At 64.0% G+C, this 19,866-nt stretch carries 17 protein-coding genes; 10 read left to right on the plus strand and 7 right to left on the minus strand.

Features of this window, described 5'->3' with window-relative positions:
• Nucleotides 1–245: 245 nt before the first annotated feature.
• Genes BM408_RS09975 through BM408_RS09985 form a run of 3 tightly spaced genes read right to left on the minus strand, consistent with a single transcriptional unit; the run spans nucleotide 246 to nucleotide 3,014 of the window.
• On the minus strand, nucleotides 246–1,127 hold the full coding sequence (locus tag BM408_RS09975) for an alpha/beta hydrolase (RefSeq protein WP_092129573.1): 882 nt from the start codon (nucleotides 1,125–1,127) through the stop codon (nucleotides 246–248).
• Nucleotides 1,124–2,014 carry an alpha/beta hydrolase gene (locus BM408_RS09980; protein WP_092129575.1) on the minus strand — a complete coding sequence of 297 codons (891 nt, stop codon included), beginning with the start codon at nucleotides 2,012–2,014 and terminating at the stop codon, nucleotides 1,124–1,126. The genes BM408_RS09975 and BM408_RS09980 overlap by 4 nt, the downstream gene beginning before the upstream one ends.
• 19 nt (nucleotides 2,015–2,033) lie before the next feature.
• Nucleotides 2,034–3,014 carry a Bug family tripartite tricarboxylate transporter substrate binding protein gene (locus BM408_RS09985; RefSeq protein ID WP_092129577.1) on the minus strand — a complete coding sequence of 327 codons (981 nt, stop codon included), beginning with the start codon at nucleotides 3,012–3,014 and terminating at the stop codon, nucleotides 2,034–2,036.
• A gap of 261 nt (nucleotides 3,015–3,275) precedes the next feature.
• Between BM408_RS09985 and BM408_RS09990 the strand changes: the two genes are divergently transcribed.
• Complete coding sequence (locus BM408_RS09990) at nucleotides 3,276–4,466, plus strand: MFS transporter (RefSeq protein WP_092130057.1); 1,191 nt, start codon at nucleotides 3,276–3,278, stop codon at nucleotides 4,464–4,466.
• 23 nt (nucleotides 4,467–4,489) lie between these two features.
• Here the strand turns inward: BM408_RS09990 and BM408_RS09995 are convergent, their stop codons facing one another.
• The 3 genes from BM408_RS09995 to BM408_RS10005 all read right to left on the minus strand — a co-directional run bounded on the left by BM408_RS09995 (nucleotide 4,490) and on the right by BM408_RS10005 (nucleotide 8,162).
• Nucleotides 4,490–4,927, minus strand: coding sequence for a helix-turn-helix domain-containing protein (locus BM408_RS09995; protein ID WP_175541749.1), 438 nt, complete (start codon nucleotides 4,925–4,927; stop codon nucleotides 4,490–4,492).
• Between the two features lie 87 nt (nucleotides 4,928–5,014).
• Nucleotides 5,015–7,117, minus strand: a complete 2,103-nt coding sequence (locus BM408_RS10000) for a D-(-)-3-hydroxybutyrate oligomer hydrolase (RefSeq protein ID WP_092129581.1) — start codon at nucleotides 7,115–7,117, stop codon at nucleotides 5,015–5,017.
• Between the two features lie 115 nt (nucleotides 7,118–7,232).
• Nucleotides 7,233–8,162 carry a LysR family transcriptional regulator gene (locus tag BM408_RS10005; protein ID WP_092129583.1) on the minus strand — a complete coding sequence of 310 codons (930 nt, stop codon included), beginning with the start codon at nucleotides 8,160–8,162 and terminating at the stop codon, nucleotides 7,233–7,235.
• Nucleotides 8,163–8,350: 188 nt separating this feature from the next.
• Between BM408_RS10005 and BM408_RS10010 the strand changes: the two genes are divergently transcribed.
• The 7 genes from BM408_RS10010 (at nucleotide 8,351) to BM408_RS10040 (ending at nucleotide 16,691) form a co-directional block, all read left to right on the plus strand.
• The gene (locus tag BM408_RS10010; RefSeq protein ID WP_092129585.1) at nucleotides 8,351–10,537 is read left to right on the plus strand and encodes a thiamine pyrophosphate-dependent enzyme; all 2,187 of its coding nucleotides are present in this window, start codon (nucleotides 8,351–8,353) and stop codon (nucleotides 10,535–10,537) included.
• Nucleotides 10,538–10,569: 32 nt separating this feature from the next.
• Nucleotides 10,570–12,111, plus strand: coding sequence for an indolepyruvate oxidoreductase subunit beta family protein (locus tag BM408_RS10015; RefSeq protein ID WP_092130058.1), 1,542 nt, complete (start codon nucleotides 10,570–10,572; stop codon nucleotides 12,109–12,111).
• A gap of 67 nt (nucleotides 12,112–12,178) precedes the next feature.
• Nucleotides 12,179–13,156, plus strand: coding sequence for a TRAP transporter substrate-binding protein DctP (dctP, locus tag BM408_RS10020; protein WP_092129587.1), 978 nt, complete (start codon nucleotides 12,179–12,181; stop codon nucleotides 13,154–13,156).
• Nucleotides 13,157–13,159: 3 nt separating this feature from the next.
• A complete protein-coding gene (locus tag BM408_RS10025) occupies nucleotides 13,160–13,690 on the plus strand; it encodes a TRAP transporter small permease (RefSeq protein ID WP_092129589.1) in 531 nt (176 codons plus the stop codon).
• Between the two features lie 10 nt (nucleotides 13,691–13,700).
• The gene (locus BM408_RS10030) at nucleotides 13,701–15,023 is read left to right on the plus strand and encodes a TRAP transporter large permease (RefSeq protein WP_092129591.1); all 1,323 of its coding nucleotides are present in this window, start codon (nucleotides 13,701–13,703) and stop codon (nucleotides 15,021–15,023) included.
• Between the two features lie 103 nt (nucleotides 15,024–15,126).
• On the plus strand, nucleotides 15,127–15,408 hold the full coding sequence (locus BM408_RS10035; protein ID WP_254774764.1) for a helix-turn-helix domain-containing protein: 282 nt from the start codon (nucleotides 15,127–15,129) through the stop codon (nucleotides 15,406–15,408).
• Entirely contained in the window at nucleotides 15,405–16,691 is a 1,287-nt protein-coding gene (locus BM408_RS10040) for a type II toxin-antitoxin system HipA family toxin (RefSeq protein WP_092129593.1), read from the plus strand. The genes BM408_RS10035 and BM408_RS10040 overlap by 4 nt, the downstream gene beginning before the upstream one ends.
• Nucleotides 16,692–16,697: 6 nt before the next feature.
• On the opposite strand, the gene BM408_RS10045 is transcribed toward BM408_RS10040, so the two are convergent.
• Entirely contained in the window at nucleotides 16,698–17,327 is a 630-nt protein-coding gene (locus tag BM408_RS10045; RefSeq protein ID WP_092129595.1) for a helix-turn-helix transcriptional regulator, read from the minus strand.
• A 306-nt stretch (nucleotides 17,328–17,633) separates the two neighbouring features.
• On the opposite strand from BM408_RS10045, the gene BM408_RS10050 reads away from it, so the two are divergent.
• Nucleotides 17,634–18,530, plus strand: coding sequence for an amino acid ABC transporter substrate-binding protein (locus tag BM408_RS10050; RefSeq protein WP_092129597.1), 897 nt, complete (start codon nucleotides 17,634–17,636; stop codon nucleotides 18,528–18,530).
• 15 nt (nucleotides 18,531–18,545) lie between these two features.
• The gene (locus BM408_RS10055) at nucleotides 18,546–19,673 is read left to right on the plus strand and encodes a threonine synthase (RefSeq protein ID WP_092129599.1); all 1,128 of its coding nucleotides are present in this window, start codon (nucleotides 18,546–18,548) and stop codon (nucleotides 19,671–19,673) included.
• Nucleotides 19,674–19,866 lie beyond the last annotated feature (193 nt).

Here is a 19,866-nt window from a genome sequence, read left to right on the forward strand (position 1 = left end):
TGCGCCGAGGAGCGGAGGTCCAGACGGATAAGGGCAAAAACTTGTTTGAGCGAAGCGAGTTGTTTTTGACCCCGGCTGGACCGAGCACCACAGGTTGCCCCGGAGCGAAGCGCAGGGGACGCAGACAGTAGGGTCGCCTTTCTTTTGCTTACTTTTCTTTGGCGAAGCAAAGAAAAGTGAGTCGCCGCCGGGCGACCCCGGCTCCGGAGCTAAAACCACCTCCGTGTCCGAAGCCGACAAGAGCTTCAACCGTTCCCCAACCCCATCTGCCCCAAAACCGCCTCCCCCAACAACCCCTTACCCTCCGCCAGACTTTCAATCATTTCAAAATGATTCCGCCCCTCCCCCACCAGCAACTGCACAGACTTGCCAGCACTCGCCACGGCAGCCGCGAAATCCCGAGATTGCCGCTGAAACTCCGGCGTCTCCAGCGTCCCATAAGCCACGATGACCGGCGCCGTGAGCAGCCCCAAATGCCGCTGCGGGCTCAGCGCCTCTTCAATCTCATCCGTAAACCGCACATAACTGCTCCGCGCCGAAAGCCTGGGCGGCTTCAAATCAAAAATACCGCTGCAACATAAACCGCCTTTGATGACATCCGGCGGCAGGCCAAAGCGCCCGGCCCAGTCGGTGGTCAACACCACCCCCGCCAGATGCGCCCCCGACGAATGCCCCAGCACGTGAATGCGCCCAGGGTTGCCGTCAAAGCGCCCCGCATTCGCATGCACCCAGGCCACTGCGCGCCTGACCTGGCCGGCCATCGTCATCAGGTTGCCGTCCACGTCTTGCACCGCCGTGAAGTCGGGCACCACCAGGTGTGCGCCGGCGCGTGTAAACAACCCGGCCGGAAATCCGTAATCACGCGCCCGGCCCGAGCGCCAGGCGCCGCCGTGGATAAAGATGGCAATCGGTGCATCCGGCCTGGCGGTGGGATACACGTCCAGGCCTTCGATGGCGCTGTCGCCATACACAAAGCGCAGCGGCTCGCCCACCACGGCGCGCGCGGCTTCGCTGTGGTCGGCGTAGCGTTGCAGCACCTCGGCCATATTGGGCGCGTACACCGCCTGGTTGTAGGCCGCGTCCAGCTCGGCCTGGTCCATGTCCAGCCAGACGGCCGGGCCTTTCATGGCGAGGCCTCTGCGCCAAGGCCCATCAACGCGAGCTGCTCACTAAAGAGATCGCTCGCCGGGTCGGCCCATTCGAGCACCACGTCAAAGTGATGCCGCCCGGCGGGCGCGATCAGCTGCGCCACTTCACCGCGTGAAGCCCACCACTTGGCGACTTCACGGCTCTGGCGCAGGTAGTCTTCGGTCTCGTTGCCGCCCACGGCCACCAGCAGAGGGCAGCGTACCACCGCGCCGCGGCGCAGCAGTGACACCTCGGCCACCACCTCCGGCGTGAGGTTGAGTTTCTCGTTGCGAAACGACAGGCGCACGGGCTCAAGGTCGCCGAGGCCGCTCATAAAGCAGGCGCTTTTGACGAGGTCTTCCGGCGCATCAAACTCGCGCACCCAGTCCGTCATCAGCACCTGACCGACCAGGTTGGCGCCCGATGAATGCCCGGCGATATGGATGCGCGCCGGGTCGCCGCCATGCAGCGCCACGTTGAGCCACAGCCAGTGCAGCGCGCGGCGCACCTGCGCGCCCATTTCGGGCAAGGTCGCTTGCGGCACCAGCGTGAAGTCGAGCGCAACGTACATCGCACCGGCGCCCACATAGGCGGGCGCGGCAAAAGCGCTTTCATCTTTGGAGAGAGCGCGCCAGTCGCCGCCATGCAAAAACACGATCACCGGCGCCGGGCCGCGCGCGCCGGGCACGGGGAAAAGATCGAGCCGGTCGTCATCACCCAGGCCGTAGGCGATGTTTTCCATGCAGGCCATTGAAGCCTTGGCCGCCGCACTGCGTTCAGCGTATTCACGCAGGTAGACCGTCACGTCGGGCACGGTGCCGCGGCTGTTGTACTGGCGATCGAGTTCCGCCTGGTTGTAGCCGCGCCAGACGGCCTTGTGTTCCATCCCTGTGTCCACCGCCAAGCTATTCGACCTTGGCGCCGGAAATCTTCACGGCGCGCGCATTGCGCACGCTGTCGGCCACCAGGAAGGCGGTGAACTCTTCGGGCGTGCTGGCCACCAGGTCATACGATTTGGCGACGATTTCTTTCTGCACAAAGTCCGGGTCTTTCAAGATGCGCGTGACCTCGGCGTGCAGCTTCATGACCACATCACGCGGCGTGCCGGCCGGCGCAAAAAGACCGAACCAGGCATTCGACGGCACGTCCGGAAAACCCGACTCGGTGAAGGTGGGCACGTCGGGCAGCAGTGGCATGCGCGTCTTGCCGCCCACAGCCAGCGCCTTGAGCTTGCCCGCCTTGATATGGGCCTGCGACGAGGCCGCGCCGGAGAAGGTCAGCTGCACCTCGCCGGCCAGCGCCGCGGGCACAGCCTGCGGAATGCCCTTGTAGGGCACATGCACGATGTCGATGCCGGCCTGGGCCTTCAGGGTTTCCATCGCCAGGTGCGGCTGGCTGCCGCTGCCGTACGACGCGTAATTGAGCTTGCCCGGGTTGGCCTTGGCGTAGGCGATCAACTCCTTGAGGTTGTTCGCGGGCACGGCCGGGTTGGCCAGCAGCAACTGGTTGAGCAGCACCAGCTGCGTGATGGGCGCGAAGTCTTTCACCGGGTCATAGGGCAGCTTGGCATAGAGGTGCTGGTTGATGGTCATCGTCGAGTCGGTGGTGACCATCAGCGTGTAGCCGTCTGCCGGCGCGCGCGCCACAAACTCGGCTGCCAGCAGCGTGCCGGCGCCGGGTTTGTTGTCGACCAGCACCGGCTGGCCCAGGCTGCGGCCCAGGCGCTCGCCGATCACGCGCGAGATCACGTCGATGCCGCCGCCTGCTGGGTAGGGCACGACGATGCGTATCGGCTTGTTGGGGTAGTTTTGCGCCAGCGCGGGCGCGGCGCCCACAGCGGCAACTGCCAGCAGCAGCGCTGCCAGGGAAGACTTGAACACGGTCATGCGGTCGCTCCAGAGAAGAACAGGCTGTCACGCCATGGATCGCGGCTCGCCGGTACTTTGCCGGTTGCCGTGATGACACCCATCCCCTTGCAGCATCTGTGCCATGCACAGTTCGCGATTTAATTATTCACGGCTAAAGTAATTTGTCAACGCGGGACTTCACGGGCGACGTCTCCGGCCTAAACTGGCAGCAGCTCTTCAGGAACTCCCTTGGCCGAACCCACACACAGTTCTCCGCAAACCCCACGCGCCACCTGGGTCATGCTGTTTGCGCTAACCACCGCCGTCGCGCTTAGCCAATCCTTTCGCACCGTGGCCGCCATCATGGCCGCGCCGCTGCAGGCCGACTTTCATTTGACGGCACAGGCGCTGGGCCTGTTTGCCGGCGCGTTCCATTTTCCGTTCGGCGCGATGCAGCTTTTCATGGGCATAGGCATCGACTTGCACGGCGTGCGGCGCACCGTGCTGGCGGCGTTTCCGCTGGCGATTGCGGGCTCTGCACTGTCGGCGCTGGCCGGCAGCTACGGCGTGCTGGTGGCGGGCCAGGTGCTGATAGGCATGGGCTGCGCGCCGGCATTTCTTGTGTGCACGGTGTTCATCGCGCGGCACTTTCCCACCGGCCGCTTCGCCGCCGTGTCGGGTCTCACGCTGGGGCTGGGCGGCCTGGGCATGCTGCTCACCGGCACGCCGCTGGCCTGGCTGATCGAGGCGACCTCGTGGCGCATGGGCTTCTGGGTGCTGGGCGCGATGGCCGCGCTGGCGTGGCTGCTGATTTTTATCTTTGTACACGAGCCCGCGCAGCATGCCGTCGCCACAGCGCCGCGCGAATCGGTGCGCGAGGCCTTTGCCAAATTCGGTGCACTGCTCACCTTGCCCCACAGCTGGGGCATCCTCATCATGTCGGCCGTGGGCTATGCGTCTTTCATCTCGCTGCGCGGCCTGTGGCTGGGGCCCATGCTGATGCAGCGGCATGAGTTCTCGCTGGTGCAAAGCGGCAACGTTGCGCTGGCGATGTCGGTGGTTTCGCTCTTCGGCCCGCCGCTCTTTGGCCGGCTCGACCCGGGGCCCGCACACCGCCGCCGCTGGATCACCGCGCTGACGCTGCTGCTGGCCGGGCTCTTCGCCGTGTTTGCCTTTACCCACAGCACGCTGATCGACGTGGCCGGGCCGGTGGTCATCGGCCTGCTCTCAGGCTACCTGGTGCTGCAGTACGCCGATGTGCGCGCCGCCTACCCCGCCGCGCTCACGGGTCGCGCGATGGCGGTCTTCACCATGGCGATGTTTCTGGGTGTGGCGGGCATGCAGTGGCTCACGGGCCTGGTCGCATCTCTGGCCACGCAGCGCGGCCTTGACCCATTCACGGCCGTGCTGGCCTGCATCGCCGCGCTGCTGGCGGTCGGGGCGGTGGCCTACCGGCTGCTGCCGGCGCCACCCGCTGCCGCCGCAGCTTAGGCCGTGACAACTGCGGCGTACGCTCAGCCGGCTGCGAGTTCGGCGAGCCTGGCCGCTATCGCTTTTTTGCCGAGCCCCCGCATCGCGCGAAGCGTCATCAATTGCGCGGCGCGTGGTTTAGCTTTGCCCTGTTCCCACTTGTAGATGGACTGGCCGGTGACACCCACCAAAGCGCCCATCTCATTGGCCGACAGGCCCAGCTTCTTGCGCTGGGCGGCCAGGCCGGAGGCGCTGAAGGTCATGCGCTGGGGCTTTTCAGAAGCCTCGGCCACCACCGCCGGCTTGCCCTGCGCCTTGCCGCCCCGTTTGACGGCGCGTTCAAGTTCGGCAACACGCCTTTTCAGCGCGGCGATTTCAGCTCTGTAATGAACGACCGATTTTTTGAGTTGCTGGGTTTCGCTTCGAACCTCTTTGCGTGCAACCCGGGCTATTTCGTTCTTGAGTACGGTGGCAATATTCATTCGATTCCAGATAAAACAGCGATTCGTGATTATGGCGTGCGTAAAAGTCGCACCAGGCCAGCCGAAATGCCGGGGCTATTTCCCGGCTCAATCAGCCACTGTCACTACATTGTTGGCATAGCTAATTCGGTTGGCCGCAGCAGGCACCACCTGAATGGGCGGCACATTGGCCAATGTGATCGGGTTGGGCGCCGAGCCGCTGAGGCCGCGCGGCAGGGTGCGCACCACCTGGCTGTCGGGCAGGGGCGCGCCGGTCTTCAGGTGGGCATACATCATGTCCATGGCCTGGATGAAGTAACGGTGCAGCGGCACCAGCCGGTGGCTGTAACCCGGAAATCCCAGGAAAGCGTCAAAGTGCTGCGCGTTGGTGACTTCGATGTACGACAGCTTGCTGCTGCGGCCTTCCACCATCTTGTTCAAGCCCAGATAGGGGCGTGATGTGAAGGCCACGGGCACCAGCGTATCGGAGCGGCCATGCACGATGAGTGCCGGCTTGCCCTGCAGGTTGGCCGTGCGCAGCACCTGCTGTATGCCTTCGCGCACGCGCAGCGCGTCGGGCGTGGTGCCGGTGACCAGCGCGCGCAGGCACAGCGCGCCGGGGCTGTTGTAGTCCTGCACATTGCCGGGCGAGATGGAGGCCGCGTCCAGCATGGGGCCGCCCACACTGCCGTTGTTGACGATGTTGATGCCTGCCGTCGGCGGCACGCCGTTGCCGGTGCCAAACGACGTGGCCAGCGGGCCCGCCAGCGCAGGCACCACCAGATTGGGGGTGGGCGATGCCGCCGGCGCGGTAGCGGCAAAGCTGTAGCCGCAGAGGTTGTCTTGCACACCGGCGCGGCCGTAAGCGTTGGCATAGGTCAACGCCACCGGCAGCGTGGCAAATGAATAGTGCGAGGCCTGCAGGTCATTGCCCTCGGGCTGCCAGCCCGCCTGCACCAGCGTGGCCATGGCGCTGCCGGCCTGCTCGGCCGTGGTGTTGCCGTTGACCATGCCGTTGGCCTTGAGTACCGCGCAGCGATTCGCGGCAATCATCGGGTTGATGGTGTTAAAGACATTGGTGGCAGGCGATGCCAGCGCCGCGCAGGGTTGCAGCAGGTTGGCCAGCGTGGTGTAGTCGTACAGCGGCTTGCCGGTGCCGGCCAGCACGCTGTTGCCGCGCCGCACACTCAGCCGTGCATCGGGCACCAGCTGGATCTGTGGCTCACCCACGGCCACGCCGCTAATCAAGCCCTGCGTGTCGAGCTCAGCCGCGGCCAGCGCCGCGCCCGCGCCGTTGGAAACGCTGGAAGCGATCACGATGGTGTTGGAGGGGTTCAGCGTCCTCAGGCGTGCGCCGCCGTCACGCGAGGGCTTGCCATAGCGCTCGTTGAGGACGAAGTAGGCGAACTCCACCGACTGCAAGGTAAAGCGGCCCCAATCTTTTTCAGAGTTCTGCTGCGAATGCGCGTGCTTCACCGCAAAGCGGTAGGGCCAGGCGGCATTAAAGGCTGTGCGCTCGGCGGGGCTCAAGGCCGCGGTGAAGTTGGAGACGGTGCCCGCCGCGCCCGCGTCGGCGCGCAAGCCGTTTTGCAAATGCACGGTGTTGTTCTGCAGGTCGTGCATGCCGCTGCCCGTGCCCTTGTCGGTATAGGCCACGGCGCAGCCGTTTTTCAGGCCCCATTCCCCTGAAGAGCCGATCGCACCGTAAATGCCGCGCGAGCCGCTGGAGGTGCCGGTCACGATGCAGGGGCTGGCCGGGTTGAAGCCGGCCGGCACCTGCACCATCAGGGTCACGTTCTGCCGGCCGCTGCCGTCGTCGGAATAGGTGATGTATTCGGTGCCGGCGATCTTGCCTTCGCCGGCGGTGACATTGCCCCGGGCATCCACATTGGGGCCATAGAGCGTTCCGTAGCCGCCGCCCGGAGAGATATCAAGGATGGCGCGGTAGTTGTTATAGATGGCGATGCGGCGCAGCTCGGCGGCGCTGGGGTTGAGCGGATCAACAGGCTGCGGCGCCGGCGCGGCCAGGCCGGTCTTGCCCAGGCCGGCGGTCAGCAAATCGTCGTTGCCGCCGTCGTACACGCCGACGGTGATCACGCCCACATAGGGCGGCTTGAGATTGACCTGCTCGCCCGCGCCGCCGCCGCAGCCGGCCAGCACAGCAGCCATGATGGCCATGGTCATGAAGCTGGTGGTTCTTGTGTATTTCATGTCGTCCTCCGATTGGTTAATCCGCACTGTCCCGTGTGGCCATCATCATCAAGCGAGCAGGGCCCGTCTGCACGCTTTCGCCGATTTGATTTGTAAGCGTTTTGCTCAGCCGGACTCAGGCCTCGGCCCGCACCGGCCGCCGGAACAGCTGGTGCACCAGCGCCCGCATCCACTGGTGGGCCGGGTCCTTGTCGGTGCTGCTGTGCCAGACCAGCCGCACCTCATAACCCGGCGCGCCGGGAATGCCCCAGACCCGAAAGTCATAGCGCTGGCGCAGGTTGCGCGCATACATCTCGGGCACGATGGAGAGCAGGTCGGTCGTCAGCGCCAGCTCGGGCAGCGCGCCGAAGTGGCGCGCCCGCAGCACGATGCGGTCCTCCAGCTTCATGCGCACCAGCATCTGCTCGACGCTGCCGTGAAAGGTGGCCGTGGGCGAGGCCACCACAAAGGCCGACTCGGCCAGCTGCCGCGTGGTCAGTGTGCGGCCGCTGCGGCCTGAGGCAGGGCGCCATTGCGGCGAAGCCACGGCCACATAGTTCTCACGAAACAGCAGCTCGGTGCGTATGCCGCGGTGTTTGGGCTGCAGGATGCCTATGGCGAGATCTATCTCACGCGCCTCCAGCGCCGCCGCCACCTCGTCTGCCGCGACCGAGATGTTGGACAGCCGCGCCCCCGGCGCCTGACTGCGCAGCGCACCGGCCAGGCCGGGCAAAAACAGCATCTCGCCCAGGTCCGACAGCGACAGCCGCCAGTGCATGTCGCTGTGCGCGGGTTCAAAGTCTTCATGGCCGGTGACCACTGTTTCCAGCGCCAGCAGTTGCGCCAGCACGGCGGGCGCGAGCTGCTCACACAGGCGCGTGGGCTTGAGGCCCGAGGGCGCGCGGACAAAGAGCTCGTCTTCAAAGTAGTCACGCAGGCGTGAGAGTGCATTGCTGGTGGCCGGCTGCGAGAGCGACAGCGCCTTGCCGGCCAGCGTGACCGAGCCGGTGCGGTGAATGGCCGCGAGCACACGCAGAAGATTCAGGTCGAGCTGGCGGAAGTTCATTTTGCTGTCTCCGGGTTGTCCCGAATTATTCACCAGATGGATGTGCCTCATCAGAAAAATCCATTTGCCGTATGCCTTGCGCCTGCGTAAATTGCATAAAAACAAGACGCCGCTCACCCAGACTGCGGCCAGCAACAGAGACAACACGATGAGATTCACACCGCCATCACCTGCCCAAGGCCCGCACCATGGCTGAGCGCTCGTTCACACAAGAGGTGCAGAAACTGCGCCTGGGCGAGGGCGACGAGTTTCGCGGCGAAGGCATCCTGGCCGTGACCAAGGCGCTGCTGCAAGCCGGCGTGTCTTATGTGGCCGGCTACCAGGGCGCGCCGATTTCGCACCTGATGGATGTGCTGACCGACGCCAACGACATCCTGGCCGAGCTGGGCGTGCACTTTGAGCACAGCGCCTCGGAGGCCACGGCCACCGCCACGCTGGCGGCCTCGGTGCACTACCCGCTGCGCGGCGCCGTCACCTTCAAGGCCACCGTCGGCACCAATGTGGCGTCCGACGCGCTGGCCAACCTGGCTTCGGGCGGCGTTACCGGCGGCGCGATGCTGATCGTGGGTGAGGACTACGGCGAGGGCTCCAGCATCATGCAGGAGCGATCACACGCGTTTGCGATGAAGTCGCAGGTCTGGCTGATCGACCCGCGGCCCAACCTGGAAAGCATAGTCCGCGCAGTGGAGCTGGGCTTTGAACTCTCTGAAGCCAGCCGCACGCCGGTGATGCTGGAGCTGCGCATACGCGCCTGCCATGTGCACGGCCGCTTTGCCACCAAGGCGAACAAGCGCCCCAGCTTCACCCTCAAAGACGCGATGGAAAACCCCCAGCGCGACACCAGCCGTGTGGTGCTGCCGCCCGCCAGCTACGCGCAAGAGCAGGAAAAGATCACCGACCGCTGGCCTGCCGCCGTCAAGTTCATACAGGAGCGCGAGTTCAACGAGTTCTTTGCCGAAGGCGCGAAAGACTTCGGCATCGTCATGCAGGGCGGCCTCTACAACAGCGTGCTGCGCTCGCTCGAAATGCTGGGCCTGGCCGATGCCTTTGGCCAGTCGCAGGTGCCGCTGTATGTGCTCAACATCACCTATCCGCTGATCGACGATGAATTCAAGCGCTTTTGCATCGGCAAGCGCAGCATCCTGCTGGTCGAAGAAGGCCAGCCCGACTTTATCGAGCAAAGCCTCAATTCACTGCTGCGCAAGGCCGATGTGCAGACCAAGGTGCACGGCAAAGACGTGCTGCCCATGGCCGGCGAATACACCGGCGGTGTGGTGCTCAAGGGCGTGGCGCGTTTTATCGAGATGTATGCGCCGCAGCTGCTGGAGGGCCGCGAGCTGCCCGCCTCCGCGCAAAAGGCCTCCGCCAGCCTGGCCGTGATGGAAGGCAACCCCAAGGCCTTTGCCATCAAGGCCGCGGCCGACCAGGTGCAGGGCCGTCCACCCTCGTTTTGCACCGGCTGCCCCGAGCGCCCCATCTTCACCGCGATGAAACTGCTGGAGCGCGAGCTCGGCAAGCACCACATCAGCTGCGACATCGGCTGCCATTTGTTCTCGGTGCTGCCGCCCTTCAACATAGGCGCCACCACCATGGGCTACGGCTTGGGCTGGGCCGGCGCCTCGGCCTTCAACACACCCGAGACGCAAAAGCGCACCATCGCCATGATGGGCGACGGCGGCTTCTGGCACAACGGCCTGACCAGCGGCGTGGGCAATGCCGTTTTTAACCAGACCGACAACCTGCTGCTGGTCGTCGACAACGGCTATTCGGCCGCCACCGGCGGGCAAGACGTGCTCTCCTCACGCGCCGTCAATGCCATCCGCAGCACCAACAACCCGATTGAGAAAGCCGTGCGCGGCGTGGGCGTGACCTGGGCGAAAACGGTGACCAACACCTACAGCCTGACGCAGATGCGCGATGTGCTGCGCGAGGCGTTGACGACCAAAGAGAAGGGGCCCAAAGTCATCGTTGCGCAAAGCGAATGCCAACTCAACCGCCAGCGCCGTATCAAACCGCAGATCCGCAAACGCATTGAAGGCGGTGAACGCGTGGTGCGCGAACGCTTCGGCATAGACCCCGACACCTGCACCGGCGACCACTCCTGCATACGCCTGTCGGGCTGCCCCTCACTCACCATCAAACCCAACCCCGACCCGCTGCGCCGCGACCCGATTGCCACGGTGATCGACAGCTGCGTGGGCTGCGGCCTGTGCGGCGAGGTGGCCCATGCCGCCGTGCTGTGCCCCTCGTTCTATCGCGCCGAGATCATCAACAACCCGACGGGCTGGGACCGCTTCAAGCTAGGCCTTCGGACCAAAGTAATCGGCTGGCTGCAAAGCCGTATTGAGCGCCGGCTGGAAGGGATAGCCGCATGAGCGCCGTTCTGGACAAACCCGCAGCGGCTTCGATGCAGCCGGCTCCGGTCAAGCACGGCATCACCATCGCCATCCTCGCCATGGGCGGCGAAGGCGGCGGCGTGCTGGCCGACTGGCTGGTCGACCTGGCCGAGCAAAATGGCTACTACGCACAAACCACCTCGGTGCCCGGCGTAGCGCAACGCACAGGCGCCACCGTGTACTACCTTGAAATGTTCCCCGAGGCCGCCACGCCCGCCGGCCGCATGCCGGTGATGGCGCTCAGCCCCGTGCCGGGTGATGTGGACGTGGTCATTGCCTCAGAGCTGATGGAGGCCGGCCGCGCACTGCAACGCGGCCTGGTCACCGCCGACCGCACCACCTTTGTCGCCTCAACCCACCGCGTGTATTCAATGACCGAGCGCACCGCCATGGGCGACGGCCGCGTCAGCGCCGAAAAGTTGCTGGCCGGCGGCCAGGCTGCGGCCAAACAATTCATCACCGCCGACTTTGCACTGCTGGCCGAAACCACCGGCAGCCTGATCAGCCCCGCGCTGTATGGGGCGCTGGCCGCCACCGGCCGTCTGCCTTTTACCCGCGCGCAGTTTGAAGACACCATCTCGCGCGGCGGCGTAGGCGTGAAGTCCAGCCTCAAGGCTTTTGCCGCCGGGTTTGATGCGGCCGTGCAGGCGTTGAAACCCGCCGCGCCTGCTGTCATCGCATCCGCCACGCCCGTGCCACCGGTCGGCCCCAAGCTCGCTGCGCTCAGTCACCGCATCCAGTCCGGCTTTGCGCTTGCCAACCACGCCACGCTGACCGCCGGCATCCTGCGCCTGGCGGATTACCAGGATGTGGACTACGCGACGCGCTACCTCGATCTGCTGCAGCCACTGGCGCGCGCCCTGCCCGTTGACCCCGTACAGGCCGCCATCGCCGCCGAGCTGATGGACGACAGCGCGCGCCACCTGGCGTTGTGGATGTCTTACGAAGACACGGTGCGCGTGGCCGACCTCAAAACCCGGCGCTCGCGTTTCAACCGCGTGGGCGGCGAAGTCAAACTCAGCCAGGCGCAACACCTGGGCATCAACGAGTTTTTGCACCCGCGCATCGAAGAGATCGCCGACACCCTGCCCGCCGGCATGGGCCGCTGGCTGCTGGCCACGGGCTGGGCGCGCGCCTGTGTTGAGCCCTTCACACGCAAAGGCCGTGTGGTGCAGACCAGCTCGATTCGCGGCTACCTGCTGTTGTATGTGATTGCCGCGATGCGGCCGCTGCGGCCCCGTTCATTGCGTTTTGAAGTCGAACACCAGCGCATCAGCAATTGGCTGGGCAGCATCGTGCAACTGGCGCCCATGCAAGCCGCTTTGGCGCTGGAAGTGGCGCGCGCACAGCGCCTCGTCAAAGGTTATGGCGACACGCACGCGCGCGGCTGGGGCAACTTTCAAAAGATCATGGCCAAACTGCCGCAGCTGCAAGCCATGCCGAATGGCCCAGCGCAACTCAAGGCGCTGGTGCAGGCCGCGCTGGCCGACGACAGCGGCGACGCGCTGGGCAAGCTTCTGGCTGCCACCACGGCCACCACAGTCACCACGTAATCACGAATTGACGGGATACCGCGCCGCACCGATCATCGATTTCAAACCAAAAACAGGAGACAAGACCATGAAGACCCACTATTTCAAAGTCCTCAAGCCCACAGTGGCCCTGCTGGTGGCCGCCGGCTTTTCCGCCGGCGCACTCGCGCAGGAAGTCACGCTGCGCCTCGTCAGTGCGTTTGCCGAAAACGGCATTTACGTGCAGCGCCTGCAGCCGTGGATTACCAAGGTCAACGCCGAAGGCAAGGGCGTGCTGCAGATCAACTTCCTGGGCGGGCCCAAGGCCATCCCCACCTTTGAAGCCGGCAATGCGGTGAAAACCGGCGTGGTCGACATGGCGCTGAACACCGGCGCTTTCTATACCAACGTGATGCCCGAAGCCGACTTCCTCAAGCTCACGCAGATCCCCGTGGCCGAGCAGCGCAAGAACGGCGCTTTCGACGCGATCAACAAGGTCTGGAACGAGAAGGGCAATATGCAATATCTCGCCCGCATGGTCGAGAACCAGCCCTTTCACATCTACACCAACAAAAAGGTCGACAAGCCCGACCTGACCGGCCAGAAGATCCGCATCACACCGGTGTACCGCGACTTCTTCCAGGCGCTGAACGCCAACGTCATCACCACACCGCCCGGCGAGGTCTACACCGCACTCGAGCGCGGCGTGGTGGACGGCTACGGCTGGCCGATTGGCGGCATTTTTGACCTGAACTGGCACGAGAAGACCAAATTCCGCATCGACCCGGGCTTTTACGATGCCGAGGTCTCGCTCATCATGAACCTGCCAGCCTACAAAAAGCTCACCGACGCGCAGCGCAACTATCTGCAAAAGCAGTTGCTGGCGCTCGAAGCTGAAAACACCTTCTGGGCCAAGTACACGATAGACGAAACCGCCCGCCAGGAAAAGGCCGGCATCGAAACCATCAAGTTTGATGCGGCCACCTCCAAGGCCTTCCGCGACAAAGCCTATGACGTGGGCTGGGCCGGCGCCATCAAGCAAAGCCCCGAGATCGCACCCCGCTTTAAAGCCCTCTTCTCCAAATAAGCCGTGACAGACCGGCTCTCCAACGCTTATGGCCGCTTTCTGGCGGGCTTGTCCCTGCTGGGCTGCGCCATCCTGCTGGCCATGATGTTCATCATCGTGGCCGATGTGGCCCTGCGCAACCTGGCCATTCGCGGCCTGCCGCAAGGCCTGGCCTGGAGCAATGAAATCTCCGAGCTCATGCTTTACCTCATCACCATGTGCGTGGCGCCCTGGCTGCTGCGCCAGGGCCAGCACATCCGCGTCGACATCATGCTGCAGGCCATACCGCCGCAGCTGGCGTGGTACCTGGAATGGCTGGGTGACCTGATTGGTTTTGCCTGCTGCGTGGCGATTGCCTGGTTTGGCGCGCAGGCGGCGTGGTCCAGCTATGCATCGGGTGCGGTCAACATCAAAACGCTGGTGACGCCTGAATGGTGGGCGCTGGCGCCCTTGCCTTTTGTATTTGTTTTGCTGGCGATAGAAATGATTTTTCGAATGGTCCGTTTGCAGCGCGGTGTGCGCGGCCCGCGGCATGACGCGGTGAGTGCAGCATGAGGGTACTGTCATGAGTTCCTGGGGCATAGCCGCCTGGCTGATGTTGGGTGGCTCCACCGTGCTGCTGTTTATCGGCATGCCGGTGGCGCTGACCTTCATCACCATCAACCTCATCGGTGCATGGCTCTATATGGGCGGCGAGCCCGGGCTGATGCAGCTGGCGCGCAGCAGCGTCAGCTCCGTCACCGCGTTTTCGCTCACGCCGATTCCGCTCTTTGTGCTGATGGGCGAGATCCTGTTTCATACCGGTCTGGCGCTCAAGGTGATTGAAGGCGTTGAGCGCCTGATCAAACACGTGCCCGGCCGCCTGGCTGTGGTGGCCGTTGTCGCGGGCACGGTGTTCTCGGCAATCTCGGGCTCCACCATCGCCACCACCGCCATGCTGGGCTCGCTGATGCTGCCGGTGATGCTTTCACGCGGCTACCACCCGACGATTGCCGCCGGCCCCATCATGGCCATAGGCGCGGTCGACATGCTGATCCCGCCCTCGGCGCTGACAGTGCTGCTGGGCTCACTCTCGGGTATCTCGATTTCCAAGCTGCTGATTGGCGGCGTGCTGCCGGGCGTGATTCTTTCCATCGCCTTTGTGTTGTGGATCGTGCTGCGCGTCAGCATCAGTCCGCACCTGGCCCCGGCCGACAAAGACGATGAAGTGAAACACACAGGCTGGGCGCGCTGGAGCCTCTTCTTTGGCTATGTGCTGCCCACGCTGTCGATCTTTGGCGTGGTGGTGGGCGCGCTGGCCGCCGGCTGGGCCACGCCCACCGAATGCGCGGCACTGGGCGCCTTTGCCACCATGCTGCTGGCGCTGTGCTACCGCGCGCTGACCTGGGAGGCCGTGCTCAAGGCGCTGAAAGGCACGGCGGGCATCTCGGGCATGATTTTGTTCATCATCCTGGGCGCGACGACCTTTGCGCAGATCCTCTCCTTCTCAGGCGCCAGTAGTGGCCTGGTGCAGTTCATCACCGGCCAGGGCCTGTCGACCAACATGATTGTGGTCGGCATGATGCTGATGCTGATTTTCCTGGGCATCTTTGTCGACCAGGTCAGCATGATGATGATCACCCTGCCCATCTTCATGCCCATCGTGCAGGCGCTGGGCATAGACCCGATCTGGTTCGGTGTGATGTTCCTCATCTGCATGCAGCTGGGCCTGTTGCTGCCGCCGCATGGTTTGCTCTTGATGACCATGCGCGGCGTGGCGCCGCCTTCGGTCAGCATGGGCCATATCTTTATGGCGGTGGTGCCTTATGTGGCGATGAGCCTGATCTTGCTGGCCGCTGTGTTCTGGATACCGGCGATTGCGACCTGGTTGCCGAAGTTGATTGGGTAGCGGCTGGTCGGCCAAGCTTTAAAGTTACCGATAGGTAACTTTTGATTGACAGATCACGTGAAAGCCCCATAAACTTACCGAACGGTAACTATTGGGTTTTCACATGGCATCCACCGGCAAAAACATCCCGAGCGGTAATTCAGGCGTCACGCAAGGCGCCACCGTCGTTCAAACCGCTGCCGACCTTGGCGAACTGGTGCGCGAGCGCCGGCGCGCGCTGGCGCTCAAGCAGACCGACGTGGCGGGGCTGGGCAGCACGGGCAACCGTTTCATCATTGAGCTGGAACGCGGCAAGCCCACCGTGCAGCTGCAAAAGGCGCTCGATGTGCTGAGCCTGCTGGGCCTGGAAGTGCTGGTGCGGCCCAAAGCGGGTGGCCAGCCATGACGGCGGCAGCGGGCACGCCCGCTTTCCCCGATCAACCCTACCGCCTCGACGTTTTCTTCAACGAAGAGCGGGTCGGGTCCGTTCACGACACCTCACCGCTTTCTTTCGAGTATTCCGCCGAATGGCTGACGCGGCGCGAGCCTGCCCAGCTAGCCGCTATTACCCTGGCAACGGGCCGCAGCGACGCCCCGACCGTGCAGGCTTTTTTTGAGAACCTGCTGCCCGAGGGCGATTTGCGCAGCTACCTGACTATCAGCCGCAAGGCCTCGACACTGTTCGGGTTGCTGTTCGAAACCGCCGGTGACACGGCCGGCGGCTTTGTCATCCTGCCGGCGGGTTTCAAGCCCCAGGCGCCGCGTTACGAGCCCACCAGTTGGGAAGCGCTGGCCAAGCGCCTGGCCGGCACGTCGGCAGCGGCCATCGACATTCGCAGCCGCGAAACCCGTATCTCGCTGGCCGGCGCGCAAGACAAAACCTCGATTGCGATTTTTGCCGACGGCGTGCCGCAGCTGGCGCGCGGCACATCACCTTCCAGCCACATCCTCAAACCCGACATCAAGCGCTTGCCCGATGTGTGGCATTCGGCCGCGAACGAAACCCTGCTCATGCTCACCGCTGCACGCTGCGGCCTGCCCACGGCCGAGGTGTTTTTTGAGCCGCACACCGGCGCCTGCGTCGTCAAGCGCTTTGACCGCGTGCCGCAAGAAGGGGGCGGACTGGGCCGCCTGGTTCAATACGACCTGTGCCAGCTCAGCGGCGTGGTATCGGAAAAAAAATACGAGAAGGAAGGCGGCCCAGCCCTGGCGCAGTGCGCGCAACTGGTGCGCCAGTTCAGCTCGGCGCCCGCGCCGGATTTGATGAACCTGCTGCGCTGGGTGTTCTTCAACCTCTATACCGGCAACAACGACAGCCATGCCAAAAACCTGTCGGTCTACCAGCCGCCCGGCCAGGGCGTGCGCCTGACGCCGTTCTACGACCTGATGTGCACACGCGTCTATCCCGGGCTCTCGGGCGAGTTCGCCTTTGCCATTGGCGGCGAGACCCGGCCCGGCAATGTTGCGCAGGCCCATGTGCGGCAAATGGCCGCAGACCTGGGCATAGGCCCCGCCTTTGCATTGGCCACGGCCAAAGACATCGCCGAAAAAATCCCCGGTGCGCTGGAAGGCGCTGCCGCAGCCTTGCTACCCGCCTTGCCGCATGGCGCTCAGACGCTGGTGGGCCGCGTGCAGAAGCTGATACTGAAGTCCACCCGCCAGACGCTCAAACGCATCCTGGAGAAGTAGCCACCCCTACTTCGCGTCGCTGTACACCGTAGCCCGCGACACACCCATATGCGCCGCCGCGATCTCCGCGCCGCGGCGTATCTCCAGGTAGCCGGCGCGCTTGAGGTCGTGCACCAGCTGCTTGCGGTCTGAAGGCTTGAGCGAGCGCGAAGTGGTGGCGCGTGCGGCGGCGAATTCGTCGATGCACTGGCGTATGCGGTCGGCGTTGGCCGCGTCCAGCGTCTCCGTCACGGCGCTGCTTTCAATCGCGGTGAATTGCGACATCGCCGCCTGGAAGCCGTTGAAGAGCGTCAAATCCACATTCAGGCAGATCGCCGCCACATAGTCACCGTCTTCATTGCGAATGCCGACCGAGGTGCTTTTGACCTTGCGGCCGTCGGCAAACTGGTTGGCGTAGTTGGCGATCACCGCCGGGTAGTCCGGGTCCTGGATGCGCGCCAGGCCCAGCTCTGTGGCGGGCTGGCCCACGCGGCGGCCGCTCAAATTGTTTTCAATCGCCAGGATGGCGTTCTTGGGGTGCGTCAGGTCGTGCACCACCACTTCACAAAACGGCGCAAAGGTTTTGCCCAGGCCTTCGGCGATGTTTTTGAGTTCGGCGAGCAGGTGCTGGTTGGAGGCGTTGGAGGCTTTGGGCATGGCGGTGGATTTTCAAACTTCAGACAAATTGTCTGGCGCTTGATCGTATCCCAGCAGGGCTGCCATGGCACGTTTGGCGTTGTTTTTGGGGCTTGGCTCACCTCCACTTTTCTGCAACTCTCCTCTGAAACCGGCCATTTCGATGGCTTCATGGGCTTTCGGCCATTTCACCCCGGCATCTGGAATGGGGAAGCGAGTTGTTTGACGATTTGTCCAATACTGGATATATTATCCAAAACAATTAGACAACCCAGCCCGGCAACTTCAGCAAACCACCCGTTTGAAACCGTTCCCCAGGAGACATTCATGACCACCCGTTTCACCCTCACCCTCACTGCCCTTCTCATGGCCTGGCTGCCCGCCCACGCCAACACACTCAAAAAAATCAGCGACAGCAAAACCGTCGTCATGGGCGTGCGCGACTCCGGCGCGCCGCTGTCGTACACACTGGGCAACGGCCAGTACGTGGGCTACCACGTCGAGCTGTGCGAAAAAATCATCTCCGGCATACGCCGCCAGCTCAAGCTGACGGAGCTGGACATCAAGTACGTGCCCGTCACCTCCACCAACCGGCTGCCGCTGGTACAAAACGGCACGGTCGACCTGGAATGCGGCACCACCACCAACAACCTGGCCCGGCAAAAAGACGTGGCCTTTGGCCTGACGACTTTTGTGACGGAGGTGCGCATGGCCGTCAACGCCAAGTCGGGCATCACGTCCGTCGCGCAGCTGGCCGGCAAAGTCGTGGCCACCACCACGGGCTCCACCGCCGTCAAAACCCTGCGCCTGCACAAACGCGCCGCCGCGCTTGACTTCAAAGAGATCTACGGCAAAGACCACGGCGAATCCTTCCTGCTGCTGGAAACCGGCCGCGCCGACGCCATGGTGATTGACGACAACATCCTGGCCGGCAACATCGCCGCCGCCAAGAACCCGCAAGACTTCAAGATCGTCGGCGAAGTGCTGGCGGTCGAGCCCATCGCCATCATGTTCCGCAAAGACGACCCGGCCTTCAAAAAGGCGGTGGACGACCAGCTGGCTGCCATGATGAAAAGCGGCGAGCTCACGAGGACGTACAACAAGTGGCTGGTCGAGCCGATTCCGCCGCGCAATGTGGGCATGAAGCTGCCCATGAGCCCCACGCTCAAAGAGCTGGTGGCCAAGCCCAACGACAAGCCCGCCGAAAGCTACCAGGCCAAGTAAAGAAAGGACCCCTTCATGCAGCCGCACTACATCGACCCACGCACGGGCAAGCACTACCCCCTGACAGACCGCCGCTGGCGCTCTGACGACGGCAACCCCATGATGATGAGCGCCCTGCCCGGCATCAGCCGCGCCGACATCGACACGCGCGAGCGCTCCATCTGGCGCTACCGCGCTGCGCTGCCGGTGCAGATCGACAGCCGCGCCAGCATGGGCGAAGGCTGCACGCCGCTGGTTGAGAAAGCCTGGGGCGGTTTGTCGCCACTCTTCAAGCTCGAATGGTTCAACCCCACCAGCAGTTTTAAAGACCGCGGCGCGTCGGTGATGGTGTCTTTCCTCAAGCAGCTCGGCGTTGACCACATCCTGGAAGACAGCTCCGGCAACGGCGGCGCGGCCATTGCGGCGGCGGGCGCGGCGGCCGGCATCAAGGTGAAAATCCTCGCGCCCAGCTACACACCCATGCCCAAGGTGGCGCAGATACGCGCCTTTGGCGCAGAGGTGCAGCTGGTCGAAGGCCCGCGCGAAGAGTCCGAGCACGAGGCTATTCGCCAGTCTGAAAAGATCTTCTACGCCAGCCACAACTGGCACCCCTTCTTTTTGCAGGGCACCAAGTCGCTGGCCTATGAGCTGTGGGAAGACCTGGGCTTCAAGGCACCCGACAACATCATCATCCCGACCGGCGCGGGCAGCAATGTGCTGGGCTGCCACATCGGCTTTAGCGAGCTGCTGGCCGCGGGCCAGATCAAAAAGCTGCCCAAGCTGTTTATCGCCCAGCCGCTAAATTGCTCACCCATAGACGCGAGCTTTACCGCCGGCAGCAATGCGCCGGTGGAGCGCATCGTCAAACCGACGATTGCAGAAGGCACAGCCATCAAGCGCCCGATACGCCTGGTCGAGCTGCTCCACGCCATCCGCGAATCCGGCGGGCAAACCGTGGCGCTGACCGAAGAGCAGATCACCGCCGCCGTGCGCCAGCTGGCGCAGACCGGCCTCTACCCCGAGCCCACCAGCGCCTCGGCTGCTGCGGCGCTGGAGCTGCTGCATAAGTCTGGTGCGATCAAGGCGAGTGAAACGACGGTGGTGTTGCTGACGGGTACGGGCTTGAAGTCGACGCAGTTCATGACGGAGCTGTTTGGCGGCTAGGTCAGCTCTTCTCGATCTCTCCCTCAACTCAGCTCCCTCTCCCTTTGGGAGAGGGTTGGGGTGAGGGCCAGCGGCCATCAAGCACGCTCAGCCGGGCCTCAACCGCCGCCGCCCCTCATCCCCGCCTTCTCCCAGGGGGAGAAGGAGTAACGCATAAGCGCCACAGCAGAGAGTCGCGCAGATATAGTGGGAG

This window comes from Polaromonas sp. YR568, from assembly GCF_900116715.1.
Lineage (GTDB): Bacteria > Pseudomonadota > Gammaproteobacteria > Burkholderiales > Burkholderiaceae_C > Polaromonas.

Coding starts and splice junctions, on each gene's coding strand:
- BM408_RS10030 (WP_092129591.1), top strand. CDS start 13,701: ATGAGTTCCTGGGGCATAGCCGCCTGGCTGATGTTGGGTGGCTCCACC.
- BM408_RS10015 (WP_092130058.1), top strand. CDS start 10,570: ATGCAGCCGGCTCCGGTCAAGCACGGCATCACCATCGCCATCCTCGCC.
- BM408_RS09975 (WP_092129573.1), bottom strand. CDS start 1,127: ATGAAAGGCCCGGCCGTCTGGCTGGACATGGACCAGGCCGAGCTGGAC.
- BM408_RS09985 (WP_092129577.1), bottom strand. CDS start 3,014: ATGACCGTGTTCAAGTCTTCCCTGGCAGCGCTGCTGCTGGCAGTTGCC.
- BM408_RS10055 (WP_092129599.1), top strand. CDS start 18,546: ATGCAGCCGCACTACATCGACCCACGCACGGGCAAGCACTACCCCCTG.
- BM408_RS10035 (WP_254774764.1), top strand. CDS start 15,127: ATGGCATCCACCGGCAAAAACATCCCGAGCGGTAATTCAGGCGTCACG.
- BM408_RS09995 (WP_175541749.1), bottom strand. CDS start 4,927: ATGAATATTGCCACCGTACTCAAGAACGAAATAGCCCGGGTTGCACGC.
- BM408_RS10010 (WP_092129585.1), top strand. CDS start 8,351: ATGGCTGAGCGCTCGTTCACACAAGAGGTGCAGAAACTGCGCCTGGGC.
- dctP (WP_092129587.1), top strand. CDS start 12,179: ATGAAGACCCACTATTTCAAAGTCCTCAAGCCCACAGTGGCCCTGCTG.
- BM408_RS10050 (WP_092129597.1), top strand. CDS start 17,634: ATGACCACCCGTTTCACCCTCACCCTCACTGCCCTTCTCATGGCCTGG.
- BM408_RS09990 (WP_092130057.1), top strand. CDS start 3,276: ATGCTGTTTGCGCTAACCACCGCCGTCGCGCTTAGCCAATCCTTTCGC.
- BM408_RS10005 (WP_092129583.1), bottom strand. CDS start 8,162: ATGAACTTCCGCCAGCTCGACCTGAATCTTCTGCGTGTGCTCGCGGCC.
- BM408_RS09980 (WP_092129575.1), bottom strand. CDS start 2,014: ATGGAACACAAGGCCGTCTGGCGCGGCTACAACCAGGCGGAACTCGAT.
- BM408_RS10045 (WP_092129595.1), bottom strand. CDS start 17,327: ATGCCCAAAGCCTCCAACGCCTCCAACCAGCACCTGCTCGCCGAACTC.
- BM408_RS10040 (WP_092129593.1), top strand. CDS start 15,405: ATGACGGCGGCAGCGGGCACGCCCGCTTTCCCCGATCAACCCTACCGC.
- BM408_RS10000 (WP_092129581.1), bottom strand. CDS start 7,117: ATGAAATACACAAGAACCACCAGCTTCATGACCATGGCCATCATGGCT.